The sequence below is a fragment of the Bradyrhizobium sp. CCBAU 51627 genome, assembly GCF_028128765.1.
Taxonomy (GTDB): Bacteria; Pseudomonadota; Alphaproteobacteria; order Rhizobiales; family Xanthobacteraceae; genus Bradyrhizobium.
In genome coordinates, this window is record NZ_LBJG01000090.1 from 198,770 (window position 1) to 216,553 (window position 17,784).

Consider the following 17,784-nt stretch of genomic DNA (forward strand, 5'->3'; position numbering starts at 1 on the left):
GGCGGCATGAGGCCGCTGCGGAGAGAGCCAGCCGCCGCTTGCAGGCGGATCACAGCTCCATCGGTCATTCGTTGACCAGCTGCGACTTCAAGTCCAATATATAGAACGACAGGATTGATAGGCTTTCGCTATGGACCTCCGCCAGCTCAGATACTTCATTGCGGTGGCCGAGGAGCGCAGCTTCACCGTCGCCGCCCGCCGGCTGAACCTGTCGCAGCCGCCGCTCAGCCAGCACATCCAGGCGCTTGAGGCCGAGCTCGGCACCCAGCTGCTGTACAGGACGAGCCGCAAGGTCGAGCCGACCCAGGCCGGCGAAGCGATGCTGCTGCGCGGGCGCGCCATCCTGCAGCAGATCAAATCCGCGGAAGACGAGGTGCGCTCGATCGGCGCCGGCCTGATCGGAACGCTGGATCTCGGCGCGACCGGCTCGATCCTGCGCGGTCGTCTTGCGGAACTGCTGGCGGCCTACCGGGAGGTTGCGCCGCTGGTCAGGATGACGGTGCATGAGCAGGCGCCGGCGCTGCAGATCGCGGCGCTGCTCAACCGTACCACCAATATCTCGCTCATTCGCGGCGTCCCTCGCGAACGCGACCTGACCAGCAAGCTCGCCTGGCGGGAAGAGGTCGTTCTCGCCGTGCCCCGCAGCCATCCGTTGGCGAAGCGCAAGCGGGTCGCGCTCGGTGAATTGGCGTCGGAGGATCACGTCATCCTGGACCCCGACAGCTCCGATTTCGCGCGCTATGTGCAGACGTGCTGCGTCGATGCCGGCTTCCTGCCAAGGGTCTCCCAGCAGGTCGTCGACGCGCAATCGATCCCGAGCCTGATTGCGGCGGGCTTCGGCGTCGCGCTGGTGCCGCAGTCGATCGCGCGTTTCACGACAGCCGATATCGCGTTTCGCCCGATCCGCCCCTCACCACCCGCGGCCGACGTGTTCCTGGTGTTCAGGGAAGACGAGACCTCGATGGTGGTGCATAATTTCATCAAGCTCGCGCTGCGGTATTTGAGCCAGCGGAGGAGGCTGGGCTAAAGAAATTCCGAGCTCACCGGCTGAACGCCGTCGCCTCTCTCAACCCGCTTGATCATTGATATCTTGTAGGCCGTCGGACACCTGCGGTTCGTTTCTTGTGCTGCCACAGGTCATCCTTGATATGCCTGTCACTGAAATTGTCGTGTCTCACTTCAGGGGTGCAGTCCTAGGGCTGCCACCGCCACTTAAGCACGGGCAGAAGGGCGACGGGGCAAACTGCTCGACCTTCAGTAGCTCAATCTCTGCCGCGAGATGCTTATGACCCCGTCGGGCTCTTGTTCGTCGCATGGACGGCAACGATGTCGCTGCTGTGCCCAGGCTTCGCTGCGCAGGTCGAGCTCTTGTCCTGCTCGCCTGAAGTAGAGAGCATGGGACGATACGTCGAATTGTCGATCCGATGGGCCACCGGAGCTGATATCAGGCGCTCTGGAGCGGTTTGCGCCTCCGAGAGACCATCGTTGGAGAGATAGAGACTGGTTTTCGGCAGCAGAAGGATGATTCCAAAGGCGGCGAGCTTAAGTTCTAGTCGCATGCTGGCCTCCGCTCTTCACGCCGGCAGGGCACGGTTATCGGTAGCGAGAGAAGAGACGTCCGAAAATTCGGATAGATACCCTAAGGGGCAATACGGAGGAGGCAGAGGGGATCATCCGTCCCTCGCGAACGGCTGACGCGATTCCGCCAAGCCCCGGCTCCGTCAGAACCATCCCGGCCGCGGCCTTGGCGACGTCTGTTGCCGACGCGACCGCGATGCCGATCTGCGCTTGCCGGAGCGCGGGCGCGTCATTGGTCCCATCGCTGCACATGCCCACAACATGGCCATGGCTCTGCACGCCTTCACCAACTTGAATTTCTGCAGTCAATGCGAGCCGGAAGAGCTCATGGATCGGGAGCGCCATGACATATCCGGCTGCGATGGTGAGAAGCGCGACGACGCTGTTGATGAGGGAGAGATTTCGGGTCACGGCAAGGACCGCCGTCTGCTCGGTGCTCTCGGCCTTGGCGATGCGCACCAATTCGGCAGCCCGCCCGAAGTAGCTCTTCGCTCCTGTCGCCGTAACCTCAGCGTTGGCTTGCCCGCGGCGAACAAGGCCGCCGGCATAGACCGTCCCGCCGGCGGCAACTTCGACCGGTACCGCCTCGCCGGTCAGCATCGATTGGTCGACCAGCACCGATCCGGATGCAATCCGAGCACCAAGGGGACCCGAGATCTCCCGGATCTCTCCTTGGACCACTCCCATGGTCATGCGGCTCCGGGTGGATTCAGCGCATGCGGAAACCTGCCTCGGCCGCTTCTGCGACCATTTGATTCTCATCAACTTGCGCGGTCGGCGAAGGTGGTCCCGAACGGTGCTGCCGGGATGCGGAGATGCCCTTGCCCACGAGGATTCAGTTTCACGTCCCTCGAACGCGGGCGGGGACCAACAGCGTCGGAAAGCAATGGTGCCCAGGGAAGGGATCATACGCAATCACCGACACGAGGGACCGCTGTTTGTCCTTCGGATCGTGGCGTGAGGGCCTGGACGGTGGCGGCGTTTTGCTGCACCGCGAAACGCACAGCTGCGGGAGCTTTTCGTTATTGTCGGGCAGCCTGGCCCGCTGGGACGCATCTTTTGCAGCCTGCTGAAGCCGCCGCTTGTCCGAGCTCTTGGCTGCACCCGATCTTTACGAAATGGCCGCCAAAAAGCGAAAGGCGCCTCCCCACGCGCTCGGAGGGCGGAGACGTCATCGCCCCTCCGAATGCGCAAGCACTTGACTTCGGTCAAGGCCCCTAGGGCTTGGCGTGAGATTCTGCACAACCATGGAACAGGGCCCGCAATTTGAGGGAAGTCTCTCATGCTCAAGTTGATCGAAGGTCTGCCACCGGACGTACTGGGCATCGAAGCTGCCGGGAAAGTAACCCACGACGATTATCGGGAGGTTCTGATTCCAGCCGCCGAGGCGAAGATTGTCCAGGGGCCGATCAGGATGCTTTATGTCGCCGGTTCAGATTTTACCGGCTACGAACTCGAAGCCTTGTGGGATGATGCGGCCTTCGGCTTCAAGCACTGGCATCAGTTCAAGCGGATCGCTGTCGTGACGGATAGCGCCTGGCTCCGCGCCGCGATCACGATGTTTCGCCCGTTCTTCCCCAGCCAAATCCGGTTGTTCAGACTCGCGGAGCTGGCCGCTGCCAAGGACTGGATTATCCGCGTGGAGCAAGTGAGTAATGGCGGACGCATCGCATGACAAGGAGCCCTCGGGACACCTGACCGCGATCCATGGCTCCGTCGTCGATGTCCGGTTTCCCCAAGGGGTGTTACCGGCCGTCAACGAGGGCATCGCGATCGATCGCGATGAACCGACGCCCCTCATGGCGGAGGTTCAACAGCATCTTGATCCCGTGACAATCCGGGCCGTCGCGCTGGGCAATACGGCCGGGCTCGCCCGCGGTACGTCCGCGCGTGCCTTGGGCGCACCCATCCGGGTCCCGGTTGGCGGTGCGGTTCTCGGGCGTCTGCTGAACGCCGTCGGTGAGCCCGCAGACCGCGGACCGGAGCTGCCCCCAGGTACAGTCTTTCGTCCCATTCATGCATCCGCTCCTGCACTGAAGCGGCTCGGCGCGTCTCAGGAAATCTTCCACACCGGGATCAAGGTCATCGATTTGCTCGCCCCTCTCGTCAAGGGCGGCAAGGCGGCGATGTTCGGCGGTGCCGGTGTCGGCAAGACCGTGCTGATCATGGAGTTGATCCGCACCACTGTGGAACACCACTCCGGAATCTCTGTGTTTGCCGGCATCGGCGAGCGGTCGCGCGAAGGGCATGAGCTTCTGCTCGAACTCAGGGAGTCGGGCGTGCTGGCGCGCACCGCTCTCGTGTTCGGTCAGATGAACGAACCTCCGGGCGCGCGCTGGCGCGCCGGACTCACGGCATTGACCATCGCCGAGCACTTCCGCGATGAAAAACACGAGAATGTGCTGCTGCTGATCGACAACGTCTACCGGCTGGTACAGGCGGGCGGCGAGGTCTCGGGCCTGCTTGGGCGTCTGCCATCGCGCGTCGGCTATCAGCCGACGCTCGCGAGCGAAATCGCCGAACTGGAGGAACGCATCGCCTCGGTTGCCGGTGCGGCGATCACCTCGATTCAGGCTGTCTATGTGCCGGCCGATGATTTCACCGACCCGGCCGTCGCCGAAATCTTCAGCCATCTCGATTCATCGATCGTGCTTTCGCGCGAGATGGCCAGCGAAGCCACCTATCCCGCCGTCGATCCGCTCGCCTCGACCTCGAGTCTCCTCGATCCCCGCCTCGTCGGCGAGGCGCATTACCGGATCGCGCAGGATGTGCGCAGAACCATCGCGCACTACCGCAATCTTCAGGAGATCATTGCGCTCCTCGGGATCGAGGAGCTCGGCGCCGTCGATCGTCAGGCCGTCAAGCGGGCACGGCGCCTGATGCGGTTCTTGACGCAGCCCTTCATGGTCACCGTCGCCTTTACCGGCAAGGAAGGCCGAACGGTCGAGATTGCCGACACACTGGCCGGATGCCGCGCCATTCTCGACGGTGAATCCGACAATTGGGCGGAGAGCTCGCTCTATATGATCGGCGGGCTCGAGGAAGCGCGGGAGCGCGAGCGTGCCAGCGCCAAGGCGACGTCATGAAACTCACCGTCACCACACCACTGGCGATCATCACAAAGGCCGATAATGTCGTGCATGTGCGCGCAGAGGATGACACCGGCGCCTTCGGCATTCTGCGCGGGCATGCGGATTTTCTGACGGCGTTGGCGATCTCGGTCCTGAGCTGGCGCGACGAGGGCGGCGGCGAGCATCACATCGCGGTGCGTGGCGGCATGCTCGCAGTGAGCGGCGGGAACAGGATCACCGTTGCGACCCGTGAAGCCGTCGCCGACGATGATCTGCACCGCCTCGAATCCGAAGTGCTCGCGAGCTTTCAGCGGCGCAGCGAAGAGGAGGTTAGGGCGCGCACCGATGCGCAGCGCCTCTATCTCGCAGCAATCCGGCAGATTTACCGCTTCCTGCGGCCCGACCGTCCCGTCCCCGTGCCGCGGGTGACCCGCCCGGTGTCGCAAGAGGGGCTGGAGTCATGACGATGCCGCCCGAAAATCACGAGCGACTGGGACAGGCGATCAGAAGACGGCAGGAACGCCGCGAGCGCTGGCGGCGCGAGGGCGAACGGTCGCTGGGCCAGAACCTCGCCATGATCGGAGCGCTGGGCTGGACCATCGTGGTTCCGACGCTGCTCGGCATCTTCGTCGGTCGCTGGCTCGACCGGACCTTCCATAGCGGGATCTTCTGGACCCTCGGCCTGCTCGTGGCGGGTCTGGCTGTGGGCTGCACATTAGCGTGGAAGAGGGTGCACAGCGCATGACCCGCACCGGTTTGATCGCTCATCCCGAACTCACGCTGTTGACCGCATTTGCGGGACTGATGTTTGGGCTGGCGTATTTTGCGGCTCTCAAGCGCAGCGTTACGCTGCTTGTCGGCAGCAAAAACAGCTGGCTTGGTCCGCTGGCCTTGACGCTGGGACGTGTCGGTGCTGCGGTCAGCTTCCTGCTCATCGCGGCGAAACTCGGAGCAGCGCCGTTGCTCGGCGGCTTCGGCGGCTTCCTGGTGGCGCGCGCGCTGGCGCTGCGCGCGGAAAGGAAGGCCGGCTGATGCAATCCTCGCCCCTCACCAGCACGCCGCTTTTTCATTTTGGTCCGGTGGCGATCACGCGTCCGGTGGTGACGACGTGGATCATCATGGCTGCGCTGGCTCTCGTCTGCCGGTTCGTCACGCGCCGTCTGGCAATCCTGCCCGACGGGCGGCAGGCGGTGCTTGAGGGCATCGTTGTCGGCATTGCCGGCCAGATCGAGGATGTCATTCGCAAGGATGCGCGGCCGTTCCTGCCCTTGCTGGGTACACTATTTATCTTCCTGGTGGTCGCCAATCTCTCCGGTGTACTTCCCGGCGTCGAGGCGCCAACCAGCAAGATCGAAACGCCGGCGGCCCTGGCGTTGATTGTCTTTTTCTCGGTGCATTACTTCGGGATACGCGCGCGGGGTCTGCGCGGCTATCTCGCCAGCTTCGCCGAACCCAAGCTGATCATGCTGCCACTCAACATTCTCTCGGAGATCACGCGCACCTTTTCGCTGATGGTGCGTCTGTTTGGCAACATCATGAGCGGCGAGTTCGTCATCGGTCTCGTCGTGGCCCTGGCCGGACTCTTCGTCCCGATTCCGCTCATGGCGCTCGAGATTTTCGTGGGCCTCGTACAGGCCTACATCTTCACTGTACTTGCAACCGTCTTCATTGGCGCGGCCGTCGGCAGCGTCGCGAAGGGATAAGGAGTCTCAATGGATTCCAAGCTCATTTCGATCATCGGCGCGGTCATCGCCGTCTCGATCGGTTCGATCGGCCCGGCGCTGGCGGAGGGCCGATCGGTGGCGTCGGCGATGGACGCCATCGCGCGCCAGCCCGAAGCGGCCGGAACGATATCGCGCACGCTCTTTGTCGGCCTCGCGATGATCGAGACCATGGCGATCTACTGCCTTGTCGTCGCGCTGCTGCTGCTGTTCGCCAATCCATACGCCGGGTGAGCGATGCACCTCGACTGGTGGACCATAGGCCTCCAGACCATCAACTTCGGCATCCTGGTCTGGCTGCTCCACCGGTTTCTGTACAAGCCGGTGCTGACGATGATCGACGCGCGAAAAGCCGAGGTCCGCGGGCAGTTCGACGTCGCCAAGGATGTCGAAGCGAAAGCGAAAGCGGAGCTGGCAGCGGTCGAGGCCGAGCGCGCCGGCATCGCGGCCGAACGCGAAGCAGCGCTCAAGGCCGCCGCAACCCAGGCGCAGGAGATGGCCGAGGCGCGCCGGGCGCAGGCCGAGCGCGACGCCGAAGCCCTCATGGACTCGACGCGCAAGACTTTGGCATCCGAGCGCGAGGGCGCACTGGATGAAGCGCGACGGATCGCGCTCGATCTTGGTTCCGACTTCGCCCAGAGGCTCCTGGCGGAGGTGCCTATGCAATATCGCGCAGAAGCCTGGATCGAGCGGATCGAGCAGCATCTGAAGGCAATGCCGCAAGCCGAACGCGAGGCTTTGGTGCAGCAGCTTGCCAACGGCAAACCGCTGGCGATCGTCACCGCCTGCGCTCTGCCCCCGGCGACGGCCGATCACTGGAATGCGCGCTTGCGCCAATCCCTCGGCGTCTCCAGCGCTATGACGTTTGCGGTCGACCCCGCCCTGACCGCGGGCGCAGAGTTGCATTTTCCGACCGCGATCTTGCGGTTTTCATGGCAGAGCGCGCTCGCGGCTGCGCGCATGGAGGCAGGTGCCCATGGCCAGCCTCGCTGAGGAGCTGAAGGGCTGGGCCCAAACGAGCCGCCAAAAACTGGCGGGGCTGCCGCTGACCCCTCACCTCGAACATATCGGCCGCGTCCTTCAAGTCGGTGACGGCGTCGCGATGGTCGCAGGACTCCCGCAAGCACGGCTGGACGAATTGCTTATCTTCGAAGGCGGCGTACGTGGCCTTGCCGTCGATCTCATGGATGATGCCATCGGCTGCATCCTGCTGGGAGACACCGCCGGCATACCGGCCGGCAGCGTTGTCCGTGGCACGGGAGAGGTGGCCCGCGTTCAGGTGGGCCAAACACTGCTTGGCCGCGTCGTTGACGCGCTTGGGACGCCGCTTGACGGAAAGGGCGCGATTGAAGGCGCGCAACTCGCACCAATTGAACAAGCGGCACCCGTCATTGTTGATCGCGCGCTGGTCACCAAGCCGCTTGCCACCGGGCTGCTCGTCGTCGATGCGATGATTCCGCTCGGCCGCGGGCAGCGCGAGCTCGTTATCGGCGACCGCGAGACGGGCAAGACCGCCATTGCGGTCGATACGATCATCAACCAGAGATCCAGCGATGTGATCTGCGTCTATGCGGCCATTGGACAGAAGGCGTCGTCTGTCGCCCGCGTTATCGACGCCGTGCGCCAGTATGGTGCATCGGAGCGATGCATCTTCGTCGTTGGCGAAGCCGACGCTTCGCCCGGACTGCAGTGGCTCACGCCCTATTCAGCCTTCGCCATGGCGGAATATTTCATGATGCGCGGATGCGACGTCCTGGTCATCCTCGACGATCTGACCAAACACGCCGCCTGTTACCGGCAGGTGTCGCTGCTGTTGCGCCGACCACCGGGCCGCGAAGCCTATCCGGGCGATATTTTTTACATCCATTCGCGGCTGCTGGAGCGGGCGGCGAAGCTGGGGCCGGAGCGCGGCGGCGGTTCGTTGACCGCCCTGCCTATCGCCGAGACGCAAGCCGGCAATATCAGCGCCTACATCCCCACCAATCTGATCTCCATCACCGACGGGCAGATCTATCTCGATCCGCACTTATTTTATGAAGATCAAAAGCCGGCGGTCGATGTCGGCAAGAGCGTCTCCCGTGTCGGCGGCAAGACGCAGGCGCCCGTCTTGAAAGACCTCTCGGAAAGTCTGCGGCTCGAATATGCACAATTTCTGGAGCTCGAAGTGTTTACGCGCTTCGGGACCATGGTGGACGAGCGCACGCGCAAGGTCATCGAGCATGGACGGCGCATTCGCGCCGTTCTCGGCCAGCAGCAATTCGCGCCGCAGTCGCTGGGCGAACAGGTGGCACTGCTGTGCGCCGTCGCCGACGGCGTGCTGGATTCCGTACCGCTGGATCGCATCGACGCGTTTCGTGCCGGCCTGGCTCCCTGGCTTGAGGAACACTGTCCCGAGATCCGCTCGCTCGACGACAAAGCCAAGCCGCTCCCCGTCGCCGTACGCGCGCGGCTCAAGGAGAGCCTGATCGCGCTGGTCCAATCGGTCGGCGGGAAGATGGAGAGAGCGCGATGACGCGCCTTTCGGAAATCCAGAGCCATATCGCGAGCATGGACGAATTGCTCGACATTGTTGGCGCGATGCGTTCGCTCGCCGGCATGCGGCTGCAAGAAGCGCAGCATGCCTTGCCCGGTATTCGTAGCTACGCCGATTCGATGGCCGCCGGGATCGGCAGCGCACTTCTGCTTATGCCGCAGCCCGTCACGGAGACGCATCAGGAGAAGTGTCACCGCGCCCTCATTGTGTGCACCGCCGAGCATGGTTTCGTAGGCGGCTTCAATGAGAGGATGCTTGAGGCGGCCGAGGCGACGCTCGGTCCCTTCGATCTGCTCTTCGTGCTGGGGAGCCGCGGGGCGGCGCTCGCGTTCGAGCGTGGCCGCAAGCTGGCCTGGACCGGCCCGATGGCGACCCGTCCGGCGGGAGCACCCGATGCGGTCAACCGTCTGACGAGCGAGATTTACGCGCGTATCGCGCACAGCGAAATAGCACGAGTGGACGTCATGTTCGGCCGTTACCGTCAGGGCGCCGCATCGATGATCGAGCGCCGTCTGCTGCTTCCCCTCGACACGGCGAAGCTGGTTGCCAAGCCGGCGCGTCAGGTCCCCCTCCACAATCTGCCGCCGCGGCCCCTGCTCGAAAAGCTGGTGGCCGAATACATCTTTGCGCTGCTGACCGAGGCTGCGGTCGAGTCCATCGCCAGCGAGAACGCCGCCCGCTTTGCCGCCATGGCGTCGGCACACGACAATGTCAGCAACAAGCTCGCGGGATTGCAGGGGAACGCGCGTCAGGCGCGTCAGACCGAGATCACTGCGGAGCTGCTCGATTTGATTACCGGCGCAGAAGCGATGCAAGTTGGTTCGAGACGTGTCATTTGCGAGTCGATAGCGCTCTAACATCCGCCATATGGAACGCCTGTCACACGCAACGCGCCCACGGCACCCCTGCCCGCATGTCCACAAACAGATGGCTTCGCTTTGTGCTTGTCCCAAGAGCGGGCCGACACCACAAATGTCGGCGCGGAGGCCGCTCTTGTCGGCGGGTCGAGCTCGGAAATTTTGGAACTTGCAGCGGACGCCGAGATCCTGGCGCGTAGATAAGCGCCTCGGGCCAGCGTCCGGCTCGAACAGGCGTGGTCGCGCTCCAGCGCGGAAAAGCGTAGTTTTGGTGCCCAGGGAGGGATCATACGCAACCACCGACACAACGAACCGCTGTTTGTGCTCGTATGGTGGCCTGAGCACTTGGCAGCTCGATCGAGTGCGCTGCATCGCGAAACCCGCAATCGTGGGAGCCGCCCCCTTGTGCGCCCCTTGGCTACGTTCAAATCCGGCAGGCGCAGCAACCGATAGCGACATTCGCCACATCAAGCCGACTGGGACCTCATTTCTGTGCCGTATTGAAGGACCTGCACCTTCTCTATGGTGATCAGGCCGCTGCTCATCATGCCGTCGAGGACCGGCAGAAAGGCGTCGATCTTCTCCTGGGTGTCGACGATCTCGACAACGAGCGGAAGATCTTCGGAAAGGCGCAGTATCTTCGCCGTGTGCAGGCGTGCGGAATGGCCGAACCCCAGGCCGCCCCGCAGCACGGTCGCGCCGGCCAAATGCATTTCCCTGGCCTTCAGCACGATCGCTTCGTGCAGCGGGCGATGGTCCGCTTGATCATTTTCACCAAAGAAGATCCTGAGCAGGATGGCTTCTCGAGGTAGCTGCATTTCGGCCCCCTTCTCATTTTAAGCTTAAGTCGCGACCTTCATTTCACGACCAGCACCGGGCAAGTCGCGAGTTGCACGATGCGATCGGCGCGACTGCCGATGAGCCGCTCGTAAAGCGCCGAATGACCCGTAGCGCCGATCACAAGGAGCTCGGCTCTAATCTTAGCCGCAAAGTCCACGATGTCGCGCACCGGATGGCCGGCCACCACATGGGAGTGAAGCTCGACGTGGCTCTGTTCGGCCAGGCTTCGCGCCCGCTGAATGACCGAGTGATAGCGGCGCGCCGCCGTGCCGGTCTCCTCCCGAACCTCCTCGATAAATTCGGGCATATAGTCAATCTCCTCCACGCAGATCATGTGAAGTTCGGCGCTGTTCTGCTTGGCCATCGTTATGGCAAACGCCAAGGCGTGGAATGCGTGCTCCGAACCGTCGTTGGCATGTAGAATTCTGCGGAACATAGCTGCCTCCATCATTCGGCGCGGCGCGCAGCGGGCCGAAGAGGTCTTACGGGCTCCTCCTCGGCCTGCTGCGAGTTGGTATCCGGCAGCAGGTGGTGAGGAAGATAGAATGCATTGGCGATGACTGTGGGTATCACGGCGCTGCCGATGACTGCGGCGACGAGTGCGGAATATTGGCCCTGATTGATGATACCATGTGACAGGCCAAAGAGTGACGAGATCGTCCCAAAGGTCAGCCCGGTCGACATCAAAAGCGTCGTGTACATCGCCTCTCTGTTGGGAGAGCCAAAATACTTGGTGACGGGGTAGACACCCACGACCTTGGTTGCGATCTTGATCACCAGGAAGAAGACGAATGCCGCCGGTGCAGTAATCAGCGCCGGCACGGACACAAACGAACCGGCCCGGATGAAGTAGAACGGCGTCAGCAATCCGAAGGTAAGAGTGCGCAGCCGGCGCACCAGGGCGTGGTCCTTTCCAACGGTGCCTGCGAGCACCATGCCGATCAGGTAGGCTGGAAGAACGGCTTCGCTGTCGGCCCACGTTGCCAGCGCCCCCATTCCGAACAGGCAGAGCAGGAGATATTTCGTCTCCAGTTCGGACGGGCGTCCCCCATACAGCCGGAAGAACCGCGGGGTCAGCCAGGGCAGCACGCCGAAGACCACCACGCCAGTACCGAGAAAGATCAGTGTCTTTATCGTAAACGGAGAAAAGATCAGGCCGAGCGCAACCACCGTCCCGAGGTCCGTGACAAAGCAGGCGGCCAGAACTGTCTTGCCGTACTCGGTGGTGTTGAAGCCGAATTCGATCATCACGGCATAAACCACCGCCACGGAGGTGGTCGACATGGCGACACCTGCAAGCCAACTCGGCATAACGTCCCAGCCGAGCAAGTAATGCGCCGCAGCGGTGCATCCGATGAATGGAAAAAAGAAGCTGGCAAGCCCCACGACTGCCGCCTCTTTCCACTTCAGCTTGAATACAACGGGATCAAGTTCCGCACCTGCTAGGAAGGTCAGCACAATCGCGCCGACGCCGGAGAGGAATTTGACCCAGGACTCGTCGGTTCCGAGTACCGCCGATCCAATGGCTGCGCCGATAACGAGCTGCGCGATCGTTCCGACCACGATCTCCGAGAGAGCGGTCGAGATTCGAAGCCAGATCGACAGAAGGCTGGCGATCAGCGCCAAGCCCAACCACAGTGCCGCAAGAGCCCAAACACCCGTCATCAGCGCCTCCAACAACACGACGGCGATGCGCCGTCGGGCGAACTCACGTGCTGGATGCTTGGAAGGAATTGAAGCAACGCGCTCCCACCGACGGCAAGCGTCCGGCAGGAGTCATCAGCCTCATCGGCGGTTACGGGGGACCCCATCCCCTGAATGTTTGTCAATTGTAACTGGGAATCGGGCCATAGCAAGCGCGGAAAGCCACTGCGACGTACCAGGACGAGAGGCGCCGCCAAGGAAAGGCTCCGACTGCGCGCTTAACGATCCTTCGCTCTCGCGAATGGAAGCGGTAAGGTGGATCGTCGATGCCGCAGTCCAGTCCTGGTGCGACAACGAGGTGAACTTGACCAAGATTCTGCTGGTCCGTCACGGTCACGTCGAGGGCATTCGCCCTCCCCGCTTTCGCGGACGGGAGGACCTGCCCTTGACCAGCCGAGGACAGGCCGAGGCACTCGCAGTTTCCCAGCGGATCGCATCCAAATGGCAGCCGGAGCGGGTCTACACAAGTCCACTGTCGCGCTGCGTCGCCACCGGCGCTGCCATCGCCAGCGCGTGCGCGATCGAGGCCGAGAGCATCGAAGCGCTGAACGATATCGACTATGGCGCATGGCGGATGAAGAGCCATGACGAAATGGCAGCCGCCGAGCCGATGCTTCACGCGATTTGGTTCAACACGCCCCACCTGATGCGATTTCCGGACGGCGACTCCCTCCAGGACGTCGTTGCGCGCGCAGCGGACGCGGTCCGGCTCGCACTCGAACGACACCCTTCCGGCACTGTCGTTCTGGTTTCGCATGACAGCGTGAACCGGGCCCTGTTGTTGCAGCTCGCCGACCTGCCGCTCTCCGCGTACTGGCGGCTCACCCAAGAGCCCTGTTGCATCAACGAGATCGAGATAACCGACAATCGGATTCGTGTTCTTGCGATCAACGAAACCGGCCATTTAGACGGGATCGATCCGGCCTAGCTCAGCACACCGCCTCTTCTCGCCCATGTTATCGAGCCGCTGAGAGCCGACGGGATTCCGGCGCTCGCTCGTCCCCTCCAAATACGTTCGCGTAGAGATCTTCCCCATAGCTCGTCTGCAGCGGCGCGGCTTCGATCAGCCGGAACGTCCGCGTGCCGTCCGGCTGGCGCTCCGCCCGCAGGAACAGCGCATTCGGAAGCTTCTTCTGATCCATACGATGCGCGAACTGGTGCAGATGCGTCACGTAGCCGACCTTCACCCCCTTCTCCAGCAAGGCGGTCGTGATCTGCATCGCGATTTCCGAGCCTTCCCGTTCATTGGTCGCCGCGAACGACTCGTTCATGAGGATCATCGCGCCCGGACGAAGATGCTCAACGAGCTCGCTCATCCGGTTCAGCTCCTCGTCGAGCTTTCCGCTCTCCATCGCAGCATCTTCCTCGCGCTTGAAATGGCTGAACAGCGTCGTCCGGACCTCGGCTGAAAACGCCGCTGCCGGCACGAACACGCCCGCCTGCATCATCAGTTGCGCGAGGCCCAGACTGCGCAGGAACGTCGATTTGCCTCCGGTGTTCGCGCCGGTGATGACGATGAAATCCTTGCCCGCGCTCTCCAGATCATTGCCGACGGGCTTTCGGTTCATGCTGATAGCGAGACAAACGTCGTACAGACCTGAGAATGACAGATTCTCGTCCCTCAGCGCTGTTGGCTTGGGAAAGCAGACCGGCGCACCGAGTTTCTCCAGGTGCCCATAGAGGTTCAAACAGCCCACATAGAAGGCGAGCTCGGTCCGCAGCATTTGAAAGAAGCTCGAAATGTGATCCATCGACTGGGCAAGCGCATTCGCGACCAGGTTGACACCCCGGTCGCGCAATTCGGATAGAGCGCGGGCGCCGGCCTCGTCTCGCGGGTCCAGATAGGACGTATACCCCTCGGTGGTCGGCCATAGCCGGGCGAACCAGCCGAGATCCTTCCTGTGTGGCTTGCGCAGGACGTAGTTGGTCGCCTTATTGCCTTTGCCCAGTTGGGCGCTGACCAGGACGCCCCCCTTGAACTTCAGCCGCTTCAGATGGTCATCGATCTCGTCGAAATACGCATCGCTCAGTTCGGCACGAAGCATTTCGAACAATCTGGAGAATCCTTGTGAGTTGAACAGCCCAATGTTCCGGTCGGCCAAGGCCCTGAGCTTTCGCAAGGCCGGAACGAAGATGTCCAATACTTCGACGGCATGCGACAGCGTGCCGGCAGGGTAGCGCGACATCGGCGACCAGTAGTGCTTTCTCTCTGCCTTCAATGCCTCGACCACGATGTCGTATGTCCGCCTGAGAGTTGGCCCGTGCCGCAGACAGTCTCGCAGCACGTCCTGGCGGTATCTGATGACGTCGAGTTCGCTGACGCCGTTCAGCAGCCCGACCAAAGCCACTTCCAACAGGAAGCCGTCACCACCGGCCATCGTGTTCAACACGATATCAAGCCCGAGATCCTGGTTCAGGGCGGCATGATTCCAGGGCAAGGCTTGATGGAGATCCAGCCCGGGCTCCTTCTGCCGGGCATAGGATCGATCTCGCCGCGACAGCAGCAGCGTCGGGTCGAAATCGCGGTCCGGATATAGCAGGAAGGCCTTCATGGCTTGATGCGCTCCTTTACCCGCTGATGCGTCAGACCGTGTTTCTGGGCGACGGCCATCGCATAGGCCAGGCCATCGGCAGTCCGCCGCTCGATCCTGAACGTGCGGACCGCCGGCTGGTCCGGCACGACCGTGCTCACCATCGAAACGGTCTGGGGACTGAACGTCGACAGTTCATCGACGAACGTGACCCAGACACCTAGGACATCCATGTCCACGAGCTTCGCCATGACCTTCTGACTGAGGAACGTCTCGTCCCGAATCGTGGTGGAGGTGAAGATCTCGTTCAAAATCACGATGGAGCGCCCCGTCGCCCGCTTCAGGATCGAGCGGATCCGAACGAGGTCGTCTTCCAGTTTGCCGCGGAGGTTCTCGACCTTCTCCTCCCGTTCGAAGTGCGCGAAGATCTGGTCGACCAGGTAAAGCTTGGCCTGTCGCGCCGGGACCGGGCACCCCAAGCTTGCAAGATAATGCAGTTGGCCGAACATGCGCGCGAAGGTCGTCTTGCCGCCCTGATTTGGGCCGGACACCACAATGAGCCTTTCCCTGCCCGTCAGACCAAAATCGTTGCAGACAACCGGTTTCTGTTCACCAACGTGCTTCAGCGCGAGCGCAAGGTCGACCCCCTCGCGGCAATGGATCTTTTTGGAGCTATCGGAGACCTCGGGCAGGCAAAACCATAGTCCGGCCTGTTGGAGCCTGATCGTCTGATTCAAGTAAGCGAGATAGAACTGGACGTCCCTATCGAATTTTACGATGACCCTGTCGAGAAATTCGACTTGCCGAGCGCAGAACGACAGCAGGTGAGCAAACGGCTCGGGATTGAGGCGCGCCACCAACTGAAGCACCTTGGCTTCGATGTGGTTCATGTCCTCCGGCGCATCGCTGAATTTCGATCGGTAATCTGTGGCGGCGCCTTGCTTGAATTTCGCAAACGTCGCTTCAACCTCCGCGCTGTAGTCCGGTTCGTCCTGAAGGTTCTTAACCGTGAACGAGGCCTCGCGTATCAAGATGCTGTACCTGACCTGCGACAGTTGGTCAGAGATGCTCTTGGCTTCATCGCGGAGAGCAACGAAACTGGCCTCTGCAATGTAGCCGATCAGATAGTCGCGAATGCTCAGGAGCGCTCGGGACTTCATCTGGGTTCGCGTCAGATTCGTCGCCAATTGATCGACCGCATTGCAGTAGATCTCTATTGCGTGGAGAAACCACATCTCCTTGTGAAATCGGTCGTAGAGCTTGGCCGATAGCGCCTTGTGGATCCGGGCATCCCTCATTCGCTTGGCGAAGTGTCTGATGCCGTCGAGGAGAGCCGGGTCTTCGAGATCGCGGAAAACTTCGTGACGATATTCAACGGCTTCAACCCGCTGCAGCGGGACGTGAAAAAAAGGCTTGATGGCGTACTCTTCAAAACCGGCCGTTATCGCGGCCACCACCTGATCCAGGTTCAGATCGACGAAGAATTCTGGCGCTGCACTTTCCGCAGCGGTTGTAGAGTCCTCGGGCCGATCGAAGAGGACGTCTGGTACAACACCCGGCGCTCTTGGAAGGCGTTCGCGCCCGTCAGGCTCGGCCGTAGGCGGTGATTGGGGGCGCGGATAAGTCACAACAAAACTCCTCCAAAGCCGTGCTTCGGTAGGAGTCATCAGCCCCTCGGGGCGGTTCAGGCGAACTCCATCGCCAACATTGCAAACGAGTATACGTCCGATCTGGTTCCGGTCAACGAGCCACCAGCCGCCCCTCCATTTTCTTGCCCCAAGCGGGCGGCGCAATTAGACTATACACGATATCGACGGGGATGGAGTGCCCCCGAAACCGCCGCGAGGCTGATGACTCCTACCGCGCACCATCTCGGTGGTAGGAGAGACAATGGCCGGCGTTTCCTTGAGATCAGATGGTTGCCGACCTTGGGAAGCGGAGCGACCGCGCGTGTCCAAGATCGTCTGCTCGCGTGGCGAGGCGGCCCAAAATCGGGGCACAGAGCCGTGAGAAGCCTGGCGCGCCCCTCATTCTTCCGGATGTTCGACCTCCTCATAACCAGCACGAACCCGGGCACGAAACGATCCCGCTGGACGCATGATGGCGTCGAATTCGAACGCGAGCGCCATAGTTTTTCGAGCTCAAGGCACGGAATCGTCATCGAGATCTTCACTTTATCCCGACCAGGTCGCCGCAGCTGGTCCCTGATGGTCACGAAGGAGTATTGGTGGGCCGGACCGGAGGCCACGCCGTTCAAGAACCTGCGATGGGCGCGCCCCCTCAGCGGCCAGCGAAGCGATCTGTTTGACTGGCTGCGAGCGCAGGAGGCGGCACTTGAACGCTCCCTATCGCTTGAGATGCCCCGCGACCAGGGCGAAGCGAATTCGCAGTCGATGCATGCCGACAATTCCGGGCCTTCTTCACTCACGTGGAGTTCGGACGATCATGAAGACGAAGACGAATAGTCTCATTCCGGTGGAGCACAGAGCGAACGATTATCGGCCGGGCGTCGGCATTGTGCTGCTCAACGAACGGGGCGAGGTCTTCGTCGGCCGGAGAGCGGATCTGAGGGATGAGGCCTGGCAAATGCCGCAGGGCGGGATCGACCGGGGCGAGACACCGCAACAGGCTGCATTCCGCGAACTGAAGGAGGAGATCGGTAGCGACAAGGCCGAGGTCATCGCCGAAAGCAAGGGCTGGTTCGAGTATGACGTTCCGGAAGAATTTGCCCGCAAGAAATGGGGAGGCCGCTGGAGGGGCCAGAGGCAAAAGTGGCTAGTGATGCTGTTTCGCGGCACTGACGCTGACATCGATCTCGGCTCCGATCACCCGGAATTCGATGCGTGGCGGTGGGTTCGCATCGACGAACTCCCCAAGCTCGCCGTCTCGTTCAAGCGTCAGCTCTATCTCGATGTGATCGGCGAGTTCTCAACCATTTTCCGGGATTAA

Annotated in this window: 21 protein-coding genes and 3 riboswitches; of the genes, 14 read left to right on the top strand and 7 right to left on the bottom strand. The window is 62.0% G+C overall.

Going from position 1 to position 17,784, the window contains the following annotated elements; genetic code table 11:
- Positions 1-130 precede the first annotated feature (130 nt).
- A complete protein-coding gene (locus XH88_RS35300) occupies positions 131-1,027 on the top strand; it encodes a LysR substrate-binding domain-containing protein (protein ID WP_271672802.1) in 897 nt (298 codons plus the stop codon).
- 256 nt (positions 1,028-1,283) lie between these two features.
- Here the strand turns inward: XH88_RS35300 and XH88_RS35305 are convergent, their stop codons facing one another.
- Both XH88_RS35305 and XH88_RS35310 read right to left on the bottom strand, forming a co-directional pair.
- Entirely contained in the window at positions 1,284-1,559 is a 276-nt protein-coding gene (locus tag XH88_RS35305; protein WP_271672803.1) for a hypothetical protein, read from the bottom strand.
- Between the two features lie 34 nt (positions 1,560-1,593).
- Positions 1,594-2,487, bottom strand: coding sequence for a P-type ATPase (locus XH88_RS35310; protein ID WP_333909282.1), 894 nt, complete (start codon positions 2,485-2,487; stop codon positions 1,594-1,596).
- A 373-nt stretch (positions 2,488-2,860) separates the two neighbouring features.
- On the opposite strand from XH88_RS35310, the gene XH88_RS35315 reads away from it, so the two are divergent.
- From XH88_RS35315 to XH88_RS35360, 10 genes are read left to right on the top strand one after another with little or no spacing between them, the layout of a single operon-like run.
- Entirely contained in the window at positions 2,861-3,253 is a 393-nt protein-coding gene (locus XH88_RS35315) for an STAS/SEC14 domain-containing protein (protein WP_271672804.1), read from the top strand.
- Positions 3,234-4,664 carry a F0F1 ATP synthase subunit beta gene (atpD, locus tag XH88_RS35320; RefSeq protein WP_271672805.1) on the top strand — a complete coding sequence of 477 codons (1,431 nt, stop codon included), beginning with the start codon at positions 3,234-3,236 and terminating at the stop codon, positions 4,662-4,664. The genes XH88_RS35315 and atpD overlap by 20 nt, the downstream gene beginning before the upstream one ends.
- The gene (locus XH88_RS35325) at positions 4,661-5,113 is read left to right on the top strand and encodes a F0F1 ATP synthase subunit epsilon (RefSeq protein ID WP_271672806.1); all 453 of its coding nucleotides are present in this window, start codon (positions 4,661-4,663) and stop codon (positions 5,111-5,113) included. The genes atpD and XH88_RS35325 overlap by 4 nt, the downstream gene beginning before the upstream one ends.
- On the top strand, positions 5,110-5,394 hold the full coding sequence (locus XH88_RS35330; RefSeq protein WP_271672807.1) for an AtpZ/AtpI family protein: 285 nt from the start codon (positions 5,110-5,112) through the stop codon (positions 5,392-5,394). The genes XH88_RS35325 and XH88_RS35330 overlap by 4 nt, the downstream gene beginning before the upstream one ends.
- The gene (locus tag XH88_RS35335) at positions 5,391-5,681 is read left to right on the top strand and encodes an ATP synthase subunit I (protein WP_271672808.1); all 291 of its coding nucleotides are present in this window, start codon (positions 5,391-5,393) and stop codon (positions 5,679-5,681) included. The genes XH88_RS35330 and XH88_RS35335 overlap by 4 nt, the downstream gene beginning before the upstream one ends.
- The gene (locus XH88_RS35340; RefSeq protein WP_271672809.1) at positions 5,681-6,352 is read left to right on the top strand and encodes a F0F1 ATP synthase subunit A; all 672 of its coding nucleotides are present in this window, start codon (positions 5,681-5,683) and stop codon (positions 6,350-6,352) included. The genes XH88_RS35335 and XH88_RS35340 overlap by 1 nt, the downstream gene beginning before the upstream one ends.
- A gap of 9 nt (positions 6,353-6,361) precedes the next feature.
- Positions 6,362-6,604, top strand: coding sequence for a F0F1 ATP synthase subunit C (locus tag XH88_RS35345; protein WP_271672810.1), 243 nt, complete (start codon positions 6,362-6,364; stop codon positions 6,602-6,604).
- 3 nt (positions 6,605-6,607) lie between these two features.
- Positions 6,608-7,363: a F0F1 ATP synthase subunit B family protein gene (locus XH88_RS35350; protein ID WP_271672811.1), complete on the top strand. Its 756-nt coding sequence runs from the start codon at positions 6,608-6,610 to the stop codon at positions 7,361-7,363.
- Positions 7,347-8,882 (top strand): F0F1 ATP synthase subunit alpha, encoded by a 1,536-nt coding sequence (locus XH88_RS35355; protein WP_271672812.1) that lies wholly within the window; start codon positions 7,347-7,349, stop codon positions 8,880-8,882. The genes XH88_RS35350 and XH88_RS35355 overlap by 17 nt, the downstream gene beginning before the upstream one ends.
- Complete coding sequence (locus tag XH88_RS35360; RefSeq protein WP_271672813.1) at positions 8,879-9,760, top strand: F0F1 ATP synthase subunit gamma; 882 nt, start codon at positions 8,879-8,881, stop codon at positions 9,758-9,760. Before XH88_RS35355 ends, XH88_RS35360 begins: the two co-directional genes overlap by 4 nt.
- 467 nt (positions 9,761-10,227) lie before the next feature.
- On the opposite strand, the gene XH88_RS35365 is transcribed toward XH88_RS35360, so the two are convergent.
- The 3 genes from XH88_RS35365 to XH88_RS35375 are packed head-to-tail and all read right to left on the bottom strand — an operon-like array spanning position 10,228 to position 12,226.
- Positions 10,228-10,578, bottom strand: coding sequence for a DUF190 domain-containing protein (locus XH88_RS35365; protein ID WP_271672814.1), 351 nt, complete (start codon positions 10,576-10,578; stop codon positions 10,228-10,230).
- Positions 10,579-10,616: 38 nt separating this feature from the next.
- Positions 10,617-11,036, bottom strand: coding sequence for a universal stress protein (locus XH88_RS35370; RefSeq protein ID WP_271672815.1), 420 nt, complete (start codon positions 11,034-11,036; stop codon positions 10,617-10,619).
- An 11-nt stretch (positions 11,037-11,047) separates the two neighbouring features.
- Complete coding sequence (locus tag XH88_RS35375; protein ID WP_271672816.1) at positions 11,048-12,226, bottom strand: cation:proton antiporter; 1,179 nt, start codon at positions 12,224-12,226, stop codon at positions 11,048-11,050.
- 137 nt (positions 12,227-12,363) lie between these two features.
- A riboswitch (Fluoride riboswitch) is annotated at positions 12,364-12,424 on the bottom strand.
- Between the two features lie 184 nt (positions 12,425-12,608).
- On the opposite strand from XH88_RS35375, the gene XH88_RS35380 reads away from it, so the two are divergent.
- On the top strand, positions 12,609-13,232 hold the full coding sequence (locus XH88_RS35380) for a histidine phosphatase family protein (protein ID WP_271672817.1): 624 nt from the start codon (positions 12,609-12,611) through the stop codon (positions 13,230-13,232).
- A 28-nt stretch (positions 13,233-13,260) separates the two neighbouring features.
- On the opposite strand, the gene XH88_RS35385 is transcribed toward XH88_RS35380, so the two are convergent.
- On the bottom strand, positions 13,261-14,856 hold the full coding sequence (locus tag XH88_RS35385; protein WP_271672818.1) for a MutS-related protein: 1,596 nt from the start codon (positions 14,854-14,856) through the stop codon (positions 13,261-13,263).
- A complete protein-coding gene (locus tag XH88_RS35390; protein ID WP_271672819.1) occupies positions 14,853-16,502 on the bottom strand; it encodes a MutS-related protein in 1,650 nt (549 codons plus the stop codon). Before XH88_RS35390 ends, XH88_RS35385 begins: the two co-directional genes overlap by 4 nt.
- A riboswitch (Fluoride riboswitch) is annotated at positions 16,486-16,547 on the bottom strand. Its footprint overlaps the gene before it by 17 nt.
- Positions 16,548-16,641: 94 nt before the next feature.
- Positions 16,642-16,702: riboswitch (Fluoride riboswitch) on the top strand.
- Positions 16,703-16,874: 172 nt separating this feature from the next.
- Between XH88_RS35390 and XH88_RS35395 the strand changes: the two genes are divergently transcribed.
- Positions 16,875-17,300 (top strand): hypothetical protein, encoded by a 426-nt coding sequence (locus XH88_RS35395; RefSeq protein WP_271672820.1) that lies wholly within the window; start codon positions 16,875-16,877, stop codon positions 17,298-17,300.
- Positions 17,281-17,784 carry an RNA pyrophosphohydrolase gene (locus XH88_RS35400; RefSeq protein ID WP_271672846.1) on the top strand — a complete coding sequence of 168 codons (504 nt, stop codon included), beginning with the start codon at positions 17,281-17,283 and terminating at the stop codon, positions 17,782-17,784. Before XH88_RS35395 ends, XH88_RS35400 begins: the two co-directional genes overlap by 20 nt.

What these genes read in the sequence shown, in the direction of transcription:
- XH88_RS35300 (WP_271672802.1), top strand. Translation starts at nt 131, where the DNA reads ATGGACCTCCGCCAGCTCAGATACTTCATTGCGGTGGCCGAGGAGCGC.
- XH88_RS35305 (WP_271672803.1), bottom strand. Translation starts at nt 1,559, where the DNA reads ATGCGACTAGAACTTAAGCTCGCCGCCTTTGGAATCATCCTTCTGCTG.
- XH88_RS35310 (WP_333909282.1), bottom strand. Translation starts at nt 2,487, where the DNA reads ATGATCCCTTCCCTGGGCACCATTGCTTTCCGACGCTGTTGGTCCCCG.
- XH88_RS35315 (WP_271672804.1), top strand. Translation starts at nt 2,861, where the DNA reads ATGCTCAAGTTGATCGAAGGTCTGCCACCGGACGTACTGGGCATCGAA.
- atpD (WP_271672805.1), top strand. Translation starts at nt 3,234, where the DNA reads ATGGCGGACGCATCGCATGACAAGGAGCCCTCGGGACACCTGACCGCG.
- XH88_RS35325 (WP_271672806.1), top strand. Translation starts at nt 4,661, where the DNA reads ATGAAACTCACCGTCACCACACCACTGGCGATCATCACAAAGGCCGAT.
- XH88_RS35330 (WP_271672807.1), top strand. Translation starts at nt 5,110, where the DNA reads ATGACGATGCCGCCCGAAAATCACGAGCGACTGGGACAGGCGATCAGA.
- XH88_RS35335 (WP_271672808.1), top strand. Translation starts at nt 5,391, where the DNA reads ATGACCCGCACCGGTTTGATCGCTCATCCCGAACTCACGCTGTTGACC.
- XH88_RS35340 (WP_271672809.1), top strand. Translation starts at nt 5,681, where the DNA reads ATGCAATCCTCGCCCCTCACCAGCACGCCGCTTTTTCATTTTGGTCCG.
- XH88_RS35345 (WP_271672810.1), top strand. Translation starts at nt 6,362, where the DNA reads ATGGATTCCAAGCTCATTTCGATCATCGGCGCGGTCATCGCCGTCTCG.
- XH88_RS35350 (WP_271672811.1), top strand. Translation starts at nt 6,608, where the DNA reads ATGCACCTCGACTGGTGGACCATAGGCCTCCAGACCATCAACTTCGGC.
- XH88_RS35355 (WP_271672812.1), top strand. Translation starts at nt 7,347, where the DNA reads ATGGCCAGCCTCGCTGAGGAGCTGAAGGGCTGGGCCCAAACGAGCCGC.
- XH88_RS35360 (WP_271672813.1), top strand. Translation starts at nt 8,879, where the DNA reads ATGACGCGCCTTTCGGAAATCCAGAGCCATATCGCGAGCATGGACGAA.
- XH88_RS35365 (WP_271672814.1), bottom strand. Translation starts at nt 10,578, where the DNA reads ATGCAGCTACCTCGAGAAGCCATCCTGCTCAGGATCTTCTTTGGTGAA.
- XH88_RS35370 (WP_271672815.1), bottom strand. Translation starts at nt 11,036, where the DNA reads ATGTTCCGCAGAATTCTACATGCCAACGACGGTTCGGAGCACGCATTC.
- XH88_RS35385 (WP_271672818.1), bottom strand. Translation starts at nt 14,856, where the DNA reads ATGAAGGCCTTCCTGCTATATCCGGACCGCGATTTCGACCCGACGCTG.
- XH88_RS35390 (WP_271672819.1), bottom strand. Translation starts at nt 16,502, where the DNA reads ATGACTCCTACCGAAGCACGGCTTTGGAGGAGTTTTGTTGTGACTTAT.
- XH88_RS35395 (WP_271672820.1), top strand. Translation starts at nt 16,875, where the DNA reads ATGTTCGACCTCCTCATAACCAGCACGAACCCGGGCACGAAACGATCC.
- XH88_RS35400 (WP_271672846.1), top strand. Translation starts at nt 17,281, where the DNA reads ATGAAGACGAAGACGAATAGTCTCATTCCGGTGGAGCACAGAGCGAAC.